Origin of the sequence: Vibrio campbellii CAIM 519 = NBRC 15631 = ATCC 25920, assembly GCF_002163755.1 — a bacterium.
In the GTDB taxonomy this organism is placed as follows: domain Bacteria; phylum Pseudomonadota; class Gammaproteobacteria; order Enterobacterales; family Vibrionaceae; genus Vibrio; species Vibrio campbellii.
The window spans coordinates 1889837-1907240 of sequence record NZ_CP015863.1 but is presented as its reverse complement, the minus strand read 5'-3'; the positions used below and the strand labels follow the sequence as shown (position 1 = coordinate 1907240).

Annotated in this window: 13 protein-coding genes, 1 pseudogene and 1 riboswitch; of the genes and pseudogenes, 5 read left to right on the top strand and 9 right to left on the bottom strand. The window is 44.4% G+C overall.

Annotated features, from left to right (window positions below):
* Positions 1-65: 65 nt before the first annotated feature.
* The 5 genes from A8140_RS08975 to A8140_RS08950 form a co-directional block, all read right to left on the bottom strand.
* Positions 66-1535, bottom strand: coding sequence for an aerolysin family beta-barrel pore-forming toxin (locus tag A8140_RS08975; RefSeq protein ID WP_050566984.1), 1470 nt, complete (start codon positions 1533-1535; stop codon positions 66-68).
* Positions 1536-2036: 501 nt separating this feature from the next.
* Positions 2037-3509 (bottom strand): aerolysin family beta-barrel pore-forming toxin, encoded by a 1473-nt coding sequence (locus A8140_RS08965; protein ID WP_005534714.1) that lies wholly within the window; start codon positions 3507-3509, stop codon positions 2037-2039.
* 476 nt (positions 3510-3985) lie between these two features.
* Positions 3986-4447 carry a hypothetical protein gene (locus tag A8140_RS08960; RefSeq protein ID WP_005534716.1) on the bottom strand — a complete coding sequence of 154 codons (462 nt, stop codon included), beginning with the start codon at positions 4445-4447 and terminating at the stop codon, positions 3986-3988.
* Complete coding sequence (locus A8140_RS08955) at positions 4444-5196, bottom strand: transcriptional regulator (RefSeq protein WP_005534718.1); 753 nt, start codon at positions 5194-5196, stop codon at positions 4444-4446. Before A8140_RS08955 ends, A8140_RS08960 begins: the two co-directional genes overlap by 4 nt.
* Positions 5197-5638: 442 nt before the next feature.
* Positions 5639-7015 carry an alanine/glycine:cation symporter family protein gene (locus tag A8140_RS08950; RefSeq protein WP_005534720.1) on the bottom strand — a complete coding sequence of 459 codons (1377 nt, stop codon included), beginning with the start codon at positions 7013-7015 and terminating at the stop codon, positions 5639-5641.
* A gap of 116 nt (positions 7016-7131) precedes the next feature.
* Positions 7132-7233: riboswitch (glycine riboswitch) on the bottom strand.
* Positions 7234-7762: 529 nt separating this feature from the next.
* Between A8140_RS08950 and A8140_RS08945 the strand changes: the two genes are divergently transcribed.
* The gene (locus A8140_RS08945; RefSeq protein WP_005434065.1) at positions 7763-7921 is read left to right on the top strand and encodes a hypothetical protein; all 159 of its coding nucleotides are present in this window, start codon (positions 7763-7765) and stop codon (positions 7919-7921) included.
* A 31-nt stretch (positions 7922-7952) separates the two neighbouring features.
* Positions 7953-8687 carry a coiled-coil domain-containing protein gene (locus A8140_RS08940; protein ID WP_005434001.1) on the top strand — a complete coding sequence of 245 codons (735 nt, stop codon included), beginning with the start codon at positions 7953-7955 and terminating at the stop codon, positions 8685-8687.
* Positions 8688-8800: 113 nt separating this feature from the next.
* Here the strand turns inward: A8140_RS08940 and A8140_RS08935 are convergent, their stop codons facing one another.
* The 3 genes from A8140_RS08935 to A8140_RS08925 form a co-directional block, all read right to left on the bottom strand.
* Positions 8801-9184 (bottom strand): hypothetical protein, encoded by a 384-nt coding sequence (locus tag A8140_RS08935; protein WP_005433654.1) that lies wholly within the window; start codon positions 9182-9184, stop codon positions 8801-8803.
* Positions 9185-9310: 126 nt separating this feature from the next.
* Positions 9311-9673, bottom strand: a complete 363-nt coding sequence (locus tag A8140_RS08930) for a VOC family protein (RefSeq protein WP_005534722.1) — start codon at positions 9671-9673, stop codon at positions 9311-9313.
* Positions 9674-9786: 113 nt separating this feature from the next.
* The gene (locus A8140_RS08925; protein WP_005534723.1) at positions 9787-11724 is read right to left on the bottom strand and encodes an LTA synthase family protein; all 1938 of its coding nucleotides are present in this window, start codon (positions 11722-11724) and stop codon (positions 9787-9789) included.
* A 394-nt stretch (positions 11725-12118) separates the two neighbouring features.
* On the opposite strand from A8140_RS08925, the gene cysS reads away from it, so the two are divergent.
* Positions 12119-13492: a cysteine--tRNA ligase gene (gene cysS / locus A8140_RS08920; RefSeq protein ID WP_005534725.1), complete on the top strand. Its 1374-nt coding sequence runs from the start codon at positions 12119-12121 to the stop codon at positions 13490-13492.
* Between the two features lie 70 nt (positions 13493-13562).
* Here the strand turns inward: cysS and A8140_RS08915 are convergent.
* A pseudogene (locus A8140_RS08915) lies at positions 13563-14171 on the bottom strand (MATE family efflux transporter); the annotation flags it as partial.
* A 413-nt stretch (positions 14172-14584) separates the two neighbouring features.
* On the opposite strand from A8140_RS08915, the gene A8140_RS08910 reads away from it, so the two are divergent.
* Both A8140_RS08910 and A8140_RS08905 read left to right on the top strand, forming a co-directional pair.
* Positions 14585-16465: a DUF294 nucleotidyltransferase-like domain-containing protein gene (locus A8140_RS08910; protein ID WP_005534728.1), complete on the top strand. Its 1881-nt coding sequence runs from the start codon at positions 14585-14587 to the stop codon at positions 16463-16465.
* On the top strand, positions 16462-17211 hold the full coding sequence (locus A8140_RS08905) for a 3'-5' exonuclease (RefSeq protein WP_005534730.1): 750 nt from the start codon (positions 16462-16464) through the stop codon (positions 17209-17211). The genes A8140_RS08910 and A8140_RS08905 overlap by 4 nt, the downstream gene beginning before the upstream one ends.
* Positions 17212-17404 lie beyond the last annotated feature (193 nt).

Sequence of the window (17404 nt, the reverse complement as noted above, 5' to 3'; positions counted from 1 at the left end):
TTCAATCTGGCGGTGTATACAAACAAAAGAGACAAGCTACTTGGCCTGTCTCTTTTTCATGTGCTTTAGTCTAGAGGTTGAATGAGTAGGCGAGCGGAATGGAAACCAAGTTGCTCTAAAGATCTAGCGTCGAAGTCTGTTAAAACAGTAACATTGCCTACTTGAATTTGCTGCGGGGTTGAACCTTCAGCCCAGTGCAGAGGGGCATCGACGGTTAATTCTTGGCCGACGTCTATCATCCCGGCATATTGTGATTCAGCCTCGAAAGCGCCAGAGACGTGGGAATGGTATGGGCGTAAGCTCTCTCCAGCCGCATATTGCATCAAGGCTAGGCCATGGGTACGAATTGCCCAACTCCAATCCCACCATTTGGTCTCCCCAGGAATGTATCGGTGATCCCACTGATAACGGATGTTTTCGCTGAGTTCGCTTGCTCTTCCCATGGTGAACATATGAGAAGTGGTCGGTCTATTTTCTGGATGAGTGTGCCAAGCATTGCCACTATGACGTAAAAAACCATCGAACCTTACGCGATAACTGATATCTGTACGAATACGAAATGGGTACGAAATGTGAGAGCGATACAACTCGATTTGAATTGGCAAAATTGAGTGAGCGGGAATCGTAAGGTTCGCTTCTCGATTCGCTGAACTGGTGCTTGTGCTACTGTTTAAGTCCGAGAATAACTGATTGGCATCGACCGATACATTTGGGTGAGTATTCCCAATTTTTGGCCATCGGAATGCATCACTAATGTAAACGCTTTGGGCAAATACGGAATGGTCAGTCTTATGCCAACTTGTTGATTGGTCGACATCAAACTGAACGTTAATGTGTTTAGGCCTGTCCTGCGTATTGATTGCGTACGCGGTGATCGTTGTGAGCTTTTCCTTGGTTGACTCAGAGACATCACCATGTGAAAAATGTTTTGGATTGAGTTGGTAAGCGAAGTCTTGAATGGTAATTTTGGTTTTTTCATCGCATCTCACACCATTGCATGAGTCGTCACTGTTCCCTTGTATTTCCCAGCGACCATTCACGCGGTTAACGACCATGTCATCACCGACAAACTTTCCTTGGTTCCCGCTAAGCCATGCGTAGCCAAGGGTGTGAGCGAGATAACTGATGGGACGAACAAAGTGCTCATCATTTGTAACAAGGTTGCGTTCAATTTCAGTGGTACTTCCTTCGGTGATGGGCATTGAGAAGTTACGAGGGAGTCCCGCATTTGGATGGATAGGGTGGCACCATGCTTTATCACTCGCTTGTTCAGACTTGATCTCTCCATGATAGCCCTTGCCCATGATTGCCCAGCCATTTTGTAGCCCGATGATGTCCCATGTTTGCATCCGAGGCAAAATAGAATCTCTGTGCTCGAGTGCTTCGTAATGCGTGATCAAGCGGTAACCTGCGCGACATTGGTTATTTTCCAATTTGTCGATAACAAGTTGATCAGAAAAGATTTTACCGTGAGCAATCGTCGATAAGAAAGAAAGTGCAAGCGTCATACTGAGCCGCGTACTGACGTTAGGCATATATACAATGTCCCTTATTTTTAATGATTGAGTTAGTGCTTTATGATTCTTTGACCTAAAAGCGGGCGTACTCTTTCATATAAAACAAGTCGAAAAACACTGAAAAAAATTGAAAAATAATTCCTATTACTGTCAGAGGGTTAGCCTGATGAGAGTGTCACTTTAGCTGGAATGATTGATGTTTATGAGGAACAAGCGTAGGAGTGGTGACCATAAGCAAAGCATTAAATTCTCAAGGTAGAGTATTTCAATACTATGCCGACACTGTTTCGTCGGGCTAAAGACTAAATCCGTTGAGATGCGTACCTTCAACGTGACAGCAATTTTTGAGAGGCAGCGAAGGGAAAGGTGATAGCTTTGATTATGTAATGTATCAATACCTTCAGCCCAGCGGTCAGTAGATTGTTGCTTATTTCAGTAATGGTTTGGGCGCACAAAAAAGCCCGTGAAGGGGGAGTCACGGGCAAGCATTGGGGGGATTTATTATTATCGTTATTTGACTTAGTCTGCTGCTTGTATGCTCATCTGGGCACCTTCAAAACCAAGAGCACTTAGCTTGCTAGCATCAAAGTTTGTGGTGACTTCGACATCGCCAACGCGTTGTGTTGCCCCTCCAGAAAGGGTATCAGTAGAGCGAGCACGTAAACCAAGTGGACTTGGCTGACCAATTTCTATCGTACCTGCGTACTGTGATTCCGCGTAGAAATCACCAGATACATAAGAGTGGAATGGACGTAAGCTTGCGCCCGTCGCATATTGCATGCTTCCTAATCCTGCTTCACGGATTGCCCAGCTCCAATCCCACCATTTTACTTCGCCCGGAATGTAGCGGTGATCCCACTGATAACGGATATCCGCAGATTGTTCGCTGCCTCTGCCCATTGTGAACGTGTGGCTTCTGTATGGGCGATTGTCAGGGTGGGTATGCCAAGCATTACCACTCCAGCGCAAGAAACCATTAAAGTTTACGTCGTAACTAATGTCTGCGTTGAATCGGTAAGGGTAGGAAATGGTTGAACGATACAGTTCAATGCGCACTGGCAGTTCAGAGTTTGCAGGCACCATAGGTCGAGCTTGTAAGGTCACGTCTTTGCTGGTGGATGCACCGTTGGAGTTAGAAAAGCTCTGGTTAGCATCGAAGGTGATGCTTAACTTGGTTTTACCAACCAAAGGCCACTTAAATTCGTTCTCGGTTTTGACCTGTTGAGCAAAGCCATAGCTATTGGTTTTTGACCAGTTTGTTGATTCTGTAAGTTTTAAGTCGACAACAATTTGTTGCGGGGTATTACTGTAGTTTCTCGCTGTCGCCCAAACGGTATCGACCAGTTCGCGCTCAGACTCAATCACTTCGCCATGCCAAAAATTCTTATCGTTTAGGGTATAGGCGAAGTTATTCACAGTGATTTTTGTTTTTTCGCCACAACGGTAGCCACTACAAGAGCCGCTGTTGTTGCCTTGAATGACCCAACCGTCACCGACGCGTTCGATCTTCATGTCTTCACCCACGTATTGGCTATTGTTACCACCAACCCATGCGTAGCCAAGATAGTGGGCTAGGTAGCTGAGTGGACGAACGAAGTATGAACGGTCTGTCACCAATTCGTATTGGACATCGATCTCGCCCCCTTCTGGAACGGCAATGGCAGAATAATTTGGGATTTCAGACTGCGTTTCATCAGGGTAACAAAAGGTCTTACCGTTCGGTAAGTCACGCTTAATCAAACCATTGTAACCCGGTCCCATGATCACCCAATCACCTTTTAGGCCGGTAATTTGCCACTGTCCCATGCGGTCGAGAAGTGCACTTTTTTGTTCTTCCGCTTCATATCGGTCAAGTGGACGGTAGCCTGAACGGCAGACATCTTCGCCGAGCTGATCAAGAACGATTTGGTCGGGGTAAGTTTTCGCCTGTGCGCCAGTTGCGAATGTAGATAGGATAGCTGCTGACAAAAGGCTAATGTTGATGTGTTGCATGAACGTTCCCTCATGATTGCATTTTTATATTGTTTTATAAGCCGCACTTTTTGCGGTCATAATTACCTTTTCATACTGATAGGTTTGATAGTAATGAAAATAGTTGAAATCTTATTACATTTTTATTCAGTCACTTATATTGTCACCATTGTTATTAGATAACTATTGAAACCGAATGCTTTTTAGCTAGTAAGAAGATAGTATCCTTACCAATTGGGTTTAGGACGATTTTAATTACGAAAATAACGATATAAAGGAAGTCTATATATTTTTACGGAGTAATCTTTAATTTTTATATCAGTAATATCTAAACCGTATTGGTTTGATAAAGTATAGACACATAATGAGTGGGGGCAATAAATATTAGTAAGTGCTTTTTTAAAGTGAAAAGTTAGATAAAAAGCAGAAAGAAATGATAATCAGACATACCTCATCCATGAGGGTTTGTGGTCATAAAGAAAAGTTCAGGTAGCCATTTATCTTTTAGCAAGAAGTTTTGTTCGTCCAGTTTGTTTATCTTTAATGAGCGAAAAAACCTCGTTCTGTTGAATTATCTCGAAGTTGAAGTGGATGGGGTCATCATTTAAAACGAGATAAGGTGACAGGAACGAGTCGTCGATGGCTGGACTTATCTCTTGTACAGATAACAAATTCATTTTGCCAGATATGGATAGGTTTACATCAGAGTAAGGTCGAGATGTGCCTTTGAAACTCAGGATTATTGGATTAGACATGGACTCATCTTGTAAAGAGGCAATATGTGTAATAGTTCCGTGGTTTACTCTAGTTAATCCATCGATGCGTAGGGTATGGTCATCAGGCAGAATATCGACAATAGTGTGGTGATAACGATTATCCTCGGCGTTATGACGACAAGGTAGATTCCAGGCCCCAAGGAACAATAGGCAAGACAGGGCAACAGCGATATAGGGTTTCATCGTCTCTCCTCCGCAACAAACTGAGCAATGGTCTTCGAGGCTTGCTCAAACTGGTCTGGTGTGTAAAACACATTGATTGACTTTCGCGTTTTTTTATTAAGCCAGGAGAGCCCAGAAAATCCGTTATTTTCTTCAATATAAACAACACATTGGCATTGGTTCTCTGCGAGTAACTCTTGAACTCGGAGTGACAATGAGGTGCTAGGAGACATATAAACCTCAAGCGAGCCCACGGTATGTTCATTGAGCAACCTACTAAACTGAGGATGGCTATAAGAGCTGTGATACTTACTCGCTACCATTAGAACGGCGGCAAATAAGAAACTCAGTGATACAACATAACAAACTAGGTTTCGATAGCCCGGCTTTTGCTTAATGGCATACGCGGGCTGAGAGATTTCTTCTGGTTTAGCCGGAACTCTTTCCTCTTTTGGAGCGTTGATGGTAACGAGACACTCATTCAACAAGACGTCCTCCACCAAGCGATATCCGACCTTTGGAACCGTGAGAATAGGGGAGTCTTTGATACCGATTTTGATAAAGCTTTGTCTGAGTACGCTGATACTTTTGGCTAGCGAAGTTTCACCGATGTACTCATTTCCCCAAGCGAATTGAACAATGTCTTGTTTTTTCACAACCTCAGGGGAGCGTTCCAGTAAAAGGGTAAGAATCTGCGATTCTCGGTACCCGATCTTTATTGTTTTTTCACCATTAGAAAGCGTGTTTTTAATAGGATTATATAAGTTCATACGACAGTTTTTGTTTTTATAATAAGCAAGGGGAAACGAAAAAGAACATTACACTTTACTTTGTGTGAATAGGCGTCACAAAAGTCACATTTAAATATGAATTAGTTAATACCTAATTTTCATTTTATAAAATAAAGCACAATAGTCGCTAAACATCAATCTCGTGTAGTACCAAACTTAAACCAATTGAAAAACTTTCAGATGAATCTCACCTATTTCGGTAATGACATAATGGTTTAGTATCTACTCATTTATCGAACGGCTTATGGTGAAAAAATTGATTTCATATATCGTCATAAAACTTGTTAATTTGTAATATCTTCAGGGTTATTAAGCGAATTGAAAATTAAATGGGGAAAGGGAATTGGAGGTTAGAAAAAGATGGAATTCAAGCCAAGAAAAAGCCCGCTGAATTCAGCGGGCTTAGAGTTTCTAGCTTGGCTTATGCTTTCACTGCATCAAAATCATCCGATTGAGATGACGGTTTGAAGAACAGTTTTGTTTCTTCCAACACCACATGGCGCAGAGCAATTAAACCAATCAGGTTAGGAATTGCCATCAGGCCGTTTACGATATCAGCTAGTAGCCAAATCATATCGAGGTGAAGGAACGCGCCAGATGCCACCAAACCAACGAAAATCAGCTTGTATGGAAGCACCGCTTTGGTACCGAATAGGAACACAACGCAACGCTCGCCATAGTAGTTCCAACCAAGAATTGTGGTAAACGCGAAGAACATAAGACCGATAGACACTAGCATTGGGCCAAATGTTGCTGCGTTTAGGCCTACTGCAAATGCATGGGTTGTCATCGCTGCACCAGAGAAGTCACTTTGCCAAGCGCCTGTCAGGATCAAAGCTAGACCAGTCATAGTACAAATGATGATGGTATCGAAGAAAGTACCTGTCATAGAAATCAGACCTTGTTTAACACAAGAGTCTGTTTTCGCTGCTGCAGCTGCCATAGGTGCACTACCCAAACCGGATTCGTTTGAGAATACACCGCGAGCGATACCTGACTGGATAGCTAGCATAATGCTTGCCCCCAAGAAACCACCTGTCGCTGCGGTTGAAGTGAAGGCTGACACCAAAACCAACTCAACTGCGCTCAGCAATTGGTCTGCGTTCATGATGATCACACTTAAACACGCCAGCACATAAAATAGCGCCATTGCTGGAACCACTTTACCCGCTACGCTGGCAATCGACTTGATACCACCTAAGGTTACGAATGCCACTAATAGTGTCAGGACAAAAGCAGACATTTCACGGTTTACACCAAGAGAAATCTCGCTTGCATCAAGAATCGCATTCACTTGAGGGAAGGTACCGATACCAAAACAGGCAACGCCCAATGCAAATACCGCGAACATGATAGCCAGCGCTTTCGAGCCAACACCATATTGCAGGTAGTACATAGGACCACCAATCATTTGGCCTTTGTCGTCAACACGACGGTATTTCACCGCAAGAAGACACTCAGCGTATTTGGTTGCCATACCGAATAGGGCAGCGAGCCACATCCAGAATAGGGCACCAGGGCCACCAAGTTTGATTGCGGTAGCAACACCAACGATGTTACCTGTACCAATGGTTGCAGACAGCGCAGTACATAGCGCTGCAAAACTAGAAACGTCACCCTGTTTATCAGATGACTTATCTTTACTGAATACCATCGCTAACGCAGTTGGCAGGTGTTTAAATTGGATCATGCCTAGGCTAAAAGTGAAGTAAACACCGGTACCCACAAGCAAAAGCAGCAGTGGTGGACCCCAGACAAAGTTATCAATGGTTTGAAGTAAAGATTGTAGGTCGTTCATGATTTCCCCTTAATAAAACAACTAATAAGGAGAAGAGGGAAAGGACGAGATCAATGATCTCTAATAGCCACGCTATTCAAAATAAGGCGGGAACGCCAAATAGTTAGGTTGTTACTTTCCACTCCTCTGTCCTTTTGCCTGAGAGTTTCACCCTACACACATGTGCAGGGCTTGCTCCTTCGGCGACCGATTTAACGGTTCTCTCCAGAGGTTCCTCCAACTACAGTCCCCGCTACTAAGGTAGCACCTGAAATAGTTAATTCTTCGGCGAGTTACCCTAACTAAATGTTAAAATTTAGTTAATAACCACTCTCCTGCAGTCTTCATCGGAACATTTACTCAATTAAATGAGTAAAGGTTAGTTAATGATGCTGGTCACCATTAACGTGTGAACTCTATCATGTTTTGTTACCATTTCAACACCAAATGAAGATTTATTTTCAGCATATTATGGCGCCTTTGTTGTCTTAGTTTCATAGGCTTGCTGATTAACTAACCAAATGCTTTCTCGGGCTGGTTATTGTTGGTTTGTATAGAAGGGAAGAGATTAACCCTATTTGTTGATGAGAATCGCATGGCTTGGCGATAAGTTGTTCAGTTTAGAACAGATAATTGATCAAAACGGGAGCAATCGCTTCAAAATCTACGCTAAGTTGACCGTAAGCAACGTAGAATTAGGTTACAATGATTCCTTGAACAGCTGTCTATGGGATCGGATAAGTTTTTATTATTGGACAAGGAGACGGTATGACCAGATTGTTAGCCATAGCGGTATTGATTGGAGTAGCGTTTGTGCTATTTCGTTATCGTACCAATGAAAAAGTCCAAAAGGCGACCGTGATTACTTTGATCGGCGCATTCTTAATTTATACCGCGTCAATTATGATTGCGGAACTCACTCGCTAGCCAACCAGTAGAGTCCTTGGAGTAAGATACGGTGACTTCTCAAAATAATATTGAAGACCAAGACGAAGTAGTTGTCATTGAGGAACGCGATAAGCGTACTCACATTTATATTGCGATTGCGGCCGTGTTGGGTTTGGCATTCGGTGGATTGGCTGGCTCAGCAATGACAGCAAGCAAGTGGGAATCCACTTATCAAGTGCTGGAAGAAAAGTACCAAGCACTGGCACAAGATAAAACTAACTTGGTCTCTCAAGTGAAAACACGCGAAGCGGGCATAGATAAAGAGATCGACGTAAAGGTTGCGAAGCTGCTGACAGAGAAAGAAGAAGCGCACAAAGCGGAACTGAAAGCACTTCAAGAGCAGCTGACTGAAGTGGAGAAAGTGAACTTGTCGCTTGAGTCTCAAGTGAAAGAACAGAAAGCAACGCTGAACACGACCAAAAGCGAGAACGACAAGCTAAACCGCCAAGCAGATATGCAAGCAACCATGTTTGAGCGCTCACGTGAAGTGTTCCGTAAAGAACTGCAAATCTCACAGGAACTTGAGTCACTCGAGAAAGAGCGTCAAGCGTTAATGCCGAAGATCGAGAAGCTCAAGAAAGAGTGTGACGTTTTCTTGGAAGGCAAATCTTGGGATGTGAAGTCTGACGCGTGTGATAAACACGATGAGGCCAATTCCCGACTTAGCCAAGTTGACCAGCTCATTGAAGTTAACAAAATGGACTTGAAACAGATTAAAGAGATCACTGAAGACATGGGCCTGTAGCGCCAACATATAGCACAACGATTTTCGGAGGCTATATATTTCCACAGATTTGGAAACAACAAAGGAGCTCAATGAGCTCCTTTTTTATGTGCCATATTTCTCTGAAAGCGGGATCAGATACGAGAGGCGTCGTAGCCTGAAGCCAACAGTAATTCGCGCTCGTGTTTAATCAACTGAGCGCGATCTTCAATCAGCTCGTTCAATGCTTGAGAAGGCTTACCTGCAAGTGCTTTGAACGAGTCAAACGACTCAGCGCTGTCGATCTCATCAATCATGCTACTGATGACGTTACGCGCTTCGCAAGGGTTATCATTGGTAGTGAAGTATTCCACTTGTTTTGCCGCCGATTTCATTTCCGTAAGCAGTTCGAGCGGGCTACTTTCTTTTGCCACAGCCATGTAATTATCAAGTACACGCTTCGCATACAACAATTCTTTTAGTGGGATATCTCGGCCACTTACAATCAGCGATTCATTAAGGATCATACTTGAGCTCATTGGCATTCCTTTTTTATCAATAATTCAAACTTCTTGGGCGTTTGACTGAGTCTAATTTATTGCCGACTGAATGGGAATGCCTAAAAAGCACATTATTAAACGGTTTTTCTGACTTTTTACGCTTTTTTAGTGAGTAAATACGCGAATGCGGTGCCCGTCAGGATCAAGTGCAACGAAGTTCCAGCCAAAAACAGAATCTTCTGGCTGTTGTGCAAAGTGCATGCCCTGAGCTCGCCACTCTTCAAACAATGTATCCAGCCTAGATTTGTCTGCCACTGGTATTGAGAGTTCTGTACCGCCTCCATTGACATCACTACTAGGTACTAATGCATTACTTTGTTTAAGTGTGATAGTGACATTATTTGCGAAATCTAACGCGACAAAACTGGGAGAAAGCACTTTTGGCTCGCACTGAAAAGTTTGCGAATAAAAGTCCTTACTCGCGTTGATATCTGTGACGTAAAGGACGAAAGAATTGATAGTAAACATCGCGGTTTCCATAACTTTTGGGGGATTGAAAACCGAGCTTACCTAAGAGAAATGACAAGTTATGTCAGGAGTGACAATGAAAAAGGAGCGCATGGTGCGCTCCTTATCTTTATCTACTTCGTCGCCTTGGAAGAATACCAGTTGTTTTGATAAGCCTTAGAAGCAAACAATGCGTTGGCTTTCGCTCGCTCGATAATTGCCGGCTCCACTTCGATAGGTTCCATCGTTTGGTTATCGAAGTTGTATTGCATCGTCGATACCTTTTCTCCCGGAGAGAATACAACAAGATTATCTCGGGTTAGGTAACCAAAGTTTTTGTCGTATTGCATCATGGCACGTTCATCTTCACGCGCGAGAGGCTTGGTAAGGTCACGACCAATCATTGGTGATGTCGCATCCACACCAATCAACGAAAGGAGGGTCGGCGGCATATCTAAGTTATTAGCAATGCGGTCATCTTTACGCGGCTCAACACCTTTACCAATGATCAATGCTGGAATGTGGAAGTGTTTCACCGGTACTAGGTTTGCACCAGAAACACGAGCATCGTGATCAGCAATGACAATGAAAATCGTGTCATCCCAGTAAGATGATTTCTTCGCCTTGTCAAAGAATGTGCCAATCGCATAGTCTGAATACTTAACTGCGTTGTTGCGTGTCATAAATTCAGAATCATAAGGTTCGATCTTGCCTTCTGGATATTCGTAAGGGCTGTGGTTGCTCGAACTGAATACCAGACTAAAGAAAGGCTTGTCTGTTTTAGACAAACGTTCAAATTCTTGGTCTGCTTTGGTGTAAAGATCTTCATCACTTACCCCCCAAGAGCCAACAAATTCTGGGTTCTCATAGTGTTTCTCTTCAATAATTTGATCGAAACCATTGCCGAAGAAGAACGACTTCATATTGTCAAAGTTTGCTTCGCCACCGTAAATGAATTCGGTGTGGTAGCCATTTGCTTTAAGAAGATCGGCAATCGTAAAGAAGTTCGTCTGACTCTTGCTCAGTTTCACAACGGCGCGAGAAGGCGATGGTGGAAAACCGGTTGTCACGGCTTCAATACCACGAACAGAGCGTGTGCCCGTCGCGTACATTTGGGTGAACTGCCAACCTTCAGCCATTAACTTATCGAAGTTTGGTGTTAGTGGAAGACCACCGAGTGAACCAACAAACTGAGCACCTAAACTTTCCTGAAGCAAAATTACCAAGTTCTTTGGTTTACCTTGATAGGTGGCTTTGTTGGTGTTCATCGTTGGTAGCAATGAAGTGTCGAAGTCAGACTTAGTTGAAGAGGAGCGAACAAGCTCAAGCATCTTCTGGTTGTCCATCTTGCCGTAAAACTGCTCAGCGCTTTTCTCGGATTTCATATTATTCACAGCAAACAGCAGTGAATAAGAGGAGTTAAGTGCCAAGTCATTGAGCAGAGGATCATTACAAAATGCCACCATCGCAGGGTTAAGAGGACGGTGACCTAACGAAGAGCGTGCACCGCCGACACCGATCAATACAACCAATATTGCAATCAACGGGCGCCATTTCCAGTTTACTTGCTGAGCATTGTCGGTGAGTTTTTTACTCCATTTCCAACCAAGGAAAAGCGTGATAGCAGTGCCTAGTGCACCAATAAATAGCTCTAACTTGTAACCGGTCCATAGCATACTGAATACTTCTTTCGGGTAAATTAGGTACTCAACAAACAAGCGGTTAGGGCGCAGGTCATACTCTTGAATAAATGGGGCAGTTGCAAGCTCCATGTAAACCAAGATCCACAAACCAGCGACCATCCAGCAGCGGAGAACTAGTTTCCAACATGCACCTATTTTACCTTGTACGGGCAATAGAGCAGAGAGTAAGCCCGGAAGAATGAACAGCCAACAGATAGTCGCGAAGTCTACGCGTAGGCCCTGACCAAGAATATAGATGAGGTCGTTAAAAGATTCGATTCGGTCAGCGAGCCAAATGGCCAGTAAAATTCGCGAAACAGAGAGAAAAGCGAGCGAAAATAGCGCAAATACAGCAATAGGCTGTAAAGGCCCAAATGCGGGCTTCTTCATAAACAATTCCTAATTTATTGATGTGTAAGACGTTATGCAGCGTTTTTTATCAAATAAAACGTGAAACAAACGTAAAATATAAGGTTTATTTATAAACTTAATTGTAATGATTGGTACGGCTTTGTAAGGTAGAGTAATGCCATACGGCACACGCAGTTCAATTTGTCGCCACGAAAGGCGTGATAATCACAGGGTTGATTTCTAAAGATTTCTTATTTAGGGTGTTGGGTATGAACTATTTAGCTATTTCTATCTCGACTAACTGTTGTTGTCGCACCTCTAAAGACGTGCGGCGGCTTTCGCGTAGCTATTAGTTAGCAAAAGATCATACAGACATATTAAAGGCCGCCGATGTTTTCATCCGCGGCCTTTTTGCATTTAAAGGAATAACAATATGAGTCAGTCAAAACTACAACTATTCAATACACTGGGGCGCACCCTTGAGCCGTTCAATACCATCGAAACGGGTAAGGTTGGTTTGTACGCTTGTGGTCCGACGGTGTACGACTATGCGCACGCAGGAAACTTGAGAACCTACCTTTTTGTGGATGTGTTAAGACGCACGCTAGAGCTCAACGGCTACGACGTAAACCACGTTATGAACATCACGGATGTTGGCCACTTGGTGTCTGATGCCGATACCGGTGAAGATAAAATGGAGAAGGGCGCGAGAAAACAGAACAAGTCTGCTTGGGAGATCGCAAAGTATTTTGAAGACGCGTTTTTAGATGATCTTAAAAGGCTCAACATCATTAAGCCTTCCATTATTTGTCGGGCTACCGAGCACATTCAAGAACAGATTGAATTCGTCCTAGAGCTTGAACAAAAGGGCTTTACCTATCAAACCTCCGATGGCGTTTATTTTGATTCGGCCAAGCTTCCAGATTACGGAAAACTTGCCAAACTGGACCGCGAGGGCTTAGAAGCGGGCATTCGCGTCGAAATGGCAGAGAAAAAGAGCCCAACCGACTTCGCACTCTGGAAGTTTAGCGGCGACATACCAAGACAAATGGAATGGGAAAGCCCTTGGGGAGTTGGCTTTCCAGGGTGGCACATTGAATGTTCTGCGATGGCAGAGAAGTACCTTGGGGAAGTGTTCGATATTCATGTTGGTGGGGAAGACCATATCCCAGTTCACCACACCAACGAAATTGCCCAATGCCAAGCAAAGAATGGACACGTTCAAGCGAATTACTGGCTGCATGGCTTCTTCCTTCAATTGAACAAAGAGAAGATCTCTAAGTCCGGTACGTCACTTCGCCTTGATGCCTTAATCGAGAAAGGCTTTGACCCGCTGGCTTACCGTTATTTGGTATTGACCAGTCATTATCGCAGTCATTTGAGCTTTACTTGGGAGAGCTTAGACGCTGCACAAACAGCTTTAAAGCGCCTGAAAGCGAAAGTGTCGGCACTACCAGAAGGTGGCAAAGTCGACCAAACGTATGTTGAGCGTTTTATGTCACTCATCAACAACGATTTAGCCATGCCACAAGCGATCGCATTGATGTGGGAGTTGTTTGGAAGTGCATTAAACGATGCAGATAAAAAGGCAACGGCGCGCTATTTTGACCGTGTGTTTGGTTTGGAGCTTGATAAAGTAGAAGAAGAGGAAATCCCTAGCGAGATCTTGGAATTGGTAGAGTTGCGTTTGCAAATGAAAAAGCAGAAGGAATACCAACAAGCTGACGAAATCCGCCAGAAAGTTGCCGAACTTGGCTACAGAATCAACGATGCTGGTGATGGCTCAACGGTAAGTAAACAAGGCTAGCAAGCTGGAAAACAAAAAAGCTCACTGCGATAGTGAGCCTTTCTAATTGAAACGATCAACGCTCTCGTCGCTATTGAATCGCTAACTCAGGTTGCGAAGCCGTATTCACTTCTGCGGTTTGATTGTATTTCTTAATCACTAGCGTCAAGCGAATCAGCATTGCAATTGCTGCTGTAGTTAAGCCGGTTACGATACCAATCCAGAAGCCTTCTTCGCCCATTGCAGGAACGATTTCATCCGCGATACCCAACAACATACCCAGTCGAAGCGCCAAGCCCCAGTAGGCTAGAATCGCCAGAATCATCGGGATCTTAGTATCTTTGTAGCCACGCAGAGCGCCGTTCGCAGAGGTCTGTAGCGCGTCGCTGAATTGGTACATCGCAGTAAACATCAGCAGAGTAGCCGCTGTTGCTGAAACCACTGGATCTGTGGTGTACAAACGAATGATCCATTCTGGGAACAGCAGGAAGAAACCGACTGAAATCAGCGACAGTAGCGCTGCGGTAATAATGCCAACCACGCTCCGATGTGAAGCTGTTTCAAGCTTTTGTTCACCTAATTCATGACCAACACGAATCGTGATACCAAAGGAAAGGCTCATTGGGATCATGTACGTCATGCTAGAGATGTTCAGTGCAATCTGCGCCGCCGCAACGTTCTCAGCACCAATACGCACGATTCTTTAAAAAAGCGAGAAAAAGAGGAAGGTGTGTTTTGCATGGATGTAGTTAAACACCAATATCAATGCACCAGTGGAAGCAGGATAGCGTTGTGCATTGTAAGGTGTGCCGCGTAGGCAGGCGCAATATACGGATTTTTGTTCTTGCGTTCAATATGTAATTTAGATCACAAGAAAACGATTGCTTTGGCTTCTGAATTTATCATTTGCTGTGTGAATGTATTGCTTTGTTTGCTGTCGATTTGTAGATGAAAACTGGCTGACTTGAACGCTCTCGTTTCAATAATAATCAGTCATTATTCCGCTTTTCGATGGTTACAAATCTTTTTATCTAACCTCTCGATTTATTTATTGTGTGATTATTTTCTTGGTGATATTTATCGCCTTAGTTTAGGCAATGCATGGAATAAACAATGGAAGCCGAGCAATTAGAAGTACTCAATTTCATTAGCCAATACCCACCTTTTGATGACTTACCGGAAGAGCACCTGAGAAACATCGCAATAAATGCCGAAGTCGCGTATTACCGCGCAGGGACAGACATTCTCAAGAAAGGCGATGACATTCGTGATTTGTACATGATCCGCAGTGGTGTGGTAGAAATCTTCCGCCGTAAAGGCGAGTTGTACAACCGCATCGACGCTGGTGGCTTGTTTGGACAAATGGGGTTGTTGATGAACAACCGTGTCCGTATGCCAGCCAAAGCGATTGAAGACACCTTGGTTTACTGCATTCCAGAGAAGATCTTTACTGAGCTATGTGACGAGTTTGAGAACTTTGCCGATTTCATGGAGTTGGAAGACAGCGCGAGGCTACGTACCGCGGTATCAAACCACTCAGATGGGAATGACTTTACTACTGCGAAAGCGCGCAAGATCTTAAGCCGTGAGCCAGTGACACTTGAAGCCAGTGCAACGGTACGTGAAGCGGCGATCTTGATGGCGGAAGAGGGCGTTACTGCGCTTTTGATTGTCCGTGCGCAAGAAGACATTACCGAAGACGACGATGACCAACTGCTTGGTATTTTGACCGAGAAGGATCTGTGTGATCGCGTTTTAGCTGAGGGTAGAGGCAGTGATATTCCTGTCAGTGAAGTGATGAGCTACGACGTTGTGTCGCTCGATTACAGCGCTTACGTGTTTGAAGCCATGCTGACAATGCTACGTTACAACGTCCATCATCTGCCTATTCTTAAAGACAAAAAGCCAATTGGCGTAATTAGCATGACTGATATCGTCCGTTATGAGTCGCAAAACAGCTTGTTGCTTGTGAGCTCTATCTTCCAACAAAACTCAGTCGAAGATCTCAAAGCGGTTTCTAAACAAGTGAAAGACTGCTTTGTGAGAATGGTGAGTGAAGATGCAAATGCCCACATGGTTGGACGAGCAATGTCGGTCATTGGCAGCAGTTTTAAACAGAGACTGGCAGAGTTAGCGGAGCAAGAATTAGGTCCCGCGCCAATCCCTTATTGCTTATTGGCGATGGGCTCCATGGCGCGTGATGAACAGCTTATCGTCACAGACCAAGACAACGCACTGATTCTGGATAACAGCTACGAACCAGCACTGCATGGTGAGTATTTTGCTCAGTTTGCGAAGTTCATTTGTGATGGATTAGCGGAGTGCGGTTACACCTACTGTACTGGCGATATCATGGCGACTAACCCAGAGTGGCGTAAAACGCGCTCCGAATGGGAAGAATGCTTTGCGAACTGGATTGATGATCCAACGCCAGAGCGACTTCTGCACAGCAATATATTCTTCGACTTACTTGGTGTACATGGACGCGTAAAATGGGCAGAGCAGTTGAGTGGATTCATTGTCCGCCGCGCAAAGAAAAATAGCCGCTTCTTAGCTTGTATGGCTTACAACGCGATTCGTCGCACGCCGCCACTTGGTTTCTTTAAAGACTTCGTGATGGAGAAAGACGGTCGTCATCGCAATTCCATTAACTTGAAGCGTCGCGGTACCGCACCAATGGCGGATCTGATTCGGGTCCACGCTTTGGCGATTGGCTCTCGCTCGCAAAACTCGTTTGAACGTCTAGATGATATCAACAATGCAGGAATCTTACCGAAGGGGCGCGTCATGGACTTAAAAGATGCGATGGAGCTGATCTACATGGTGCGAATCCGACATCAAGCGTTGGATATCGAAAATGGGGAAGAGCCGGATAACAACATCGAGCCAGAAGAAATGTCGGAGTTTGAACGCCGTAACTTAAAAGCCGCATTCCAAATCCTAAGCAATGCTCAGAACTACATTAAGTTCCGTTACCAGAGAAGTGGCAAATGATGTGGTTTTCGGAACTAAAGCAAGACAGTCTCGATTTGCTTGATACCAGCCAGACACCCGATTGGCCGATCTACTTTAAGCAACTTGCCGAGCAAGCGAAAGATACTCGATTAAAACGCTATTACTCTGCGCCTATTGTGAATGGTGATACGCCATTAAAAGAGGTACCGTTTGTCTCCGTCGATTTCGAGACCACGGGTTTAAACGCCGAGCAAGATGCCATTCTCACCATAGGTTTGGTGCCATTTACGCTAGGGCGAGTGCAGTGCAGCGGATCTCGCCATTGGGTGGTGAATCCAAATCGAGAACTGAATGAAGAGTCTGTCGTGATTCACGGTATTACCGATTCTGAAGTGAAGAATGCACCGCAACTTGAGCAAATTCTGGAAGCCATTCTTGATGAGTTAGCCGGAAAGATTGTGGTGGTGCACTACAAGAGCATCGAGCGTCAATTCTTTAATAACGCGTTGTTAAACAGCCTGGGTGAGGGGATTCAATTTCCAGTCGTTGATACGTTGGACATCGAATACGCCATTCAGCGTCGAGAGTGTGAAGGTTGGTTGAACAAGCTCAAAGGTAAAAAGCCAGGCTCAGTGCGACTCGGCCATGCGCGTGAGCGTTACCATTTGCCTGCTTATCAGCCACACCATGCGCTGACCGACGCTCTCGCTACCGCTGAGTTGTTACAGGCGCAGTTCCAATACCACTTTGACGGTGACATGCCGTTGTCTGTGATTTGGCAGTGAGTTATTAGTCTCGTTAATGCATTGGCGATAAATTTTATTGGTCGTCCTGATAACAAAATGCAATGCGATATCAGGACGGTTGAAGGTAAAATTATAAAGTAGAGCAACCCTTCTAAGAGCGACACAACGATCGCACATAAGCTTTGCAATAAGTGACACAAGAGAGCCATTACTCGGCTTCCTACATCAAGCT

Bases quoted from the DNA above. Each gene is read 5' to 3' on its own strand.
- A8140_RS08945 (WP_005434065.1), top strand. From the start codon at position 7,763: ATGACCAGATTGTTAGCCATAGCGGTATTGATTGGAGTAGCGTTTGTG.
- A8140_RS08905 (WP_005534730.1), top strand. From the start codon at position 16,462: ATGATGTGGTTTTCGGAACTAAAGCAAGACAGTCTCGATTTGCTTGAT.
- A8140_RS08930 (WP_005534722.1), bottom strand. From the start codon at position 9,673: ATGTTTACTATCAATTCTTTCGTCCTTTACGTCACAGATATCAACGCG.
- A8140_RS08950 (WP_005534720.1), bottom strand. From the start codon at position 7,015: ATGAACGACCTACAATCTTTACTTCAAACCATTGATAACTTTGTCTGG.
- A8140_RS08910 (WP_005534728.1), top strand. From the start codon at position 14,585: ATGGAAGCCGAGCAATTAGAAGTACTCAATTTCATTAGCCAATACCCA.
- A8140_RS08975 (WP_050566984.1), bottom strand. From the start codon at position 1,535: ATGCCTAACGTCAGTACGCGGCTCAGTATGACGCTTGCACTTTCTTTC.
- A8140_RS08955 (WP_005534718.1), bottom strand. From the start codon at position 5,196: ATGAACTTATATAATCCTATTAAAAACACGCTTTCTAATGGTGAAAAA.
- A8140_RS08965 (WP_005534714.1), bottom strand. From the start codon at position 3,509: ATGCAACACATCAACATTAGCCTTTTGTCAGCAGCTATCCTATCTACA.
- A8140_RS08935 (WP_005433654.1), bottom strand. From the start codon at position 9,184: ATGAGCTCAAGTATGATCCTTAATGAATCGCTGATTGTAAGTGGCCGA.
- A8140_RS08960 (WP_005534716.1), bottom strand. From the start codon at position 4,447: ATGAAACCCTATATCGCTGTTGCCCTGTCTTGCCTATTGTTCCTTGGG.
- cysS (WP_005534725.1), top strand. From the start codon at position 12,119: ATGAGTCAGTCAAAACTACAACTATTCAATACACTGGGGCGCACCCTT.
- A8140_RS08925 (WP_005534723.1), bottom strand. From the start codon at position 11,724: ATGAAGAAGCCCGCATTTGGGCCTTTACAGCCTATTGCTGTATTTGCG.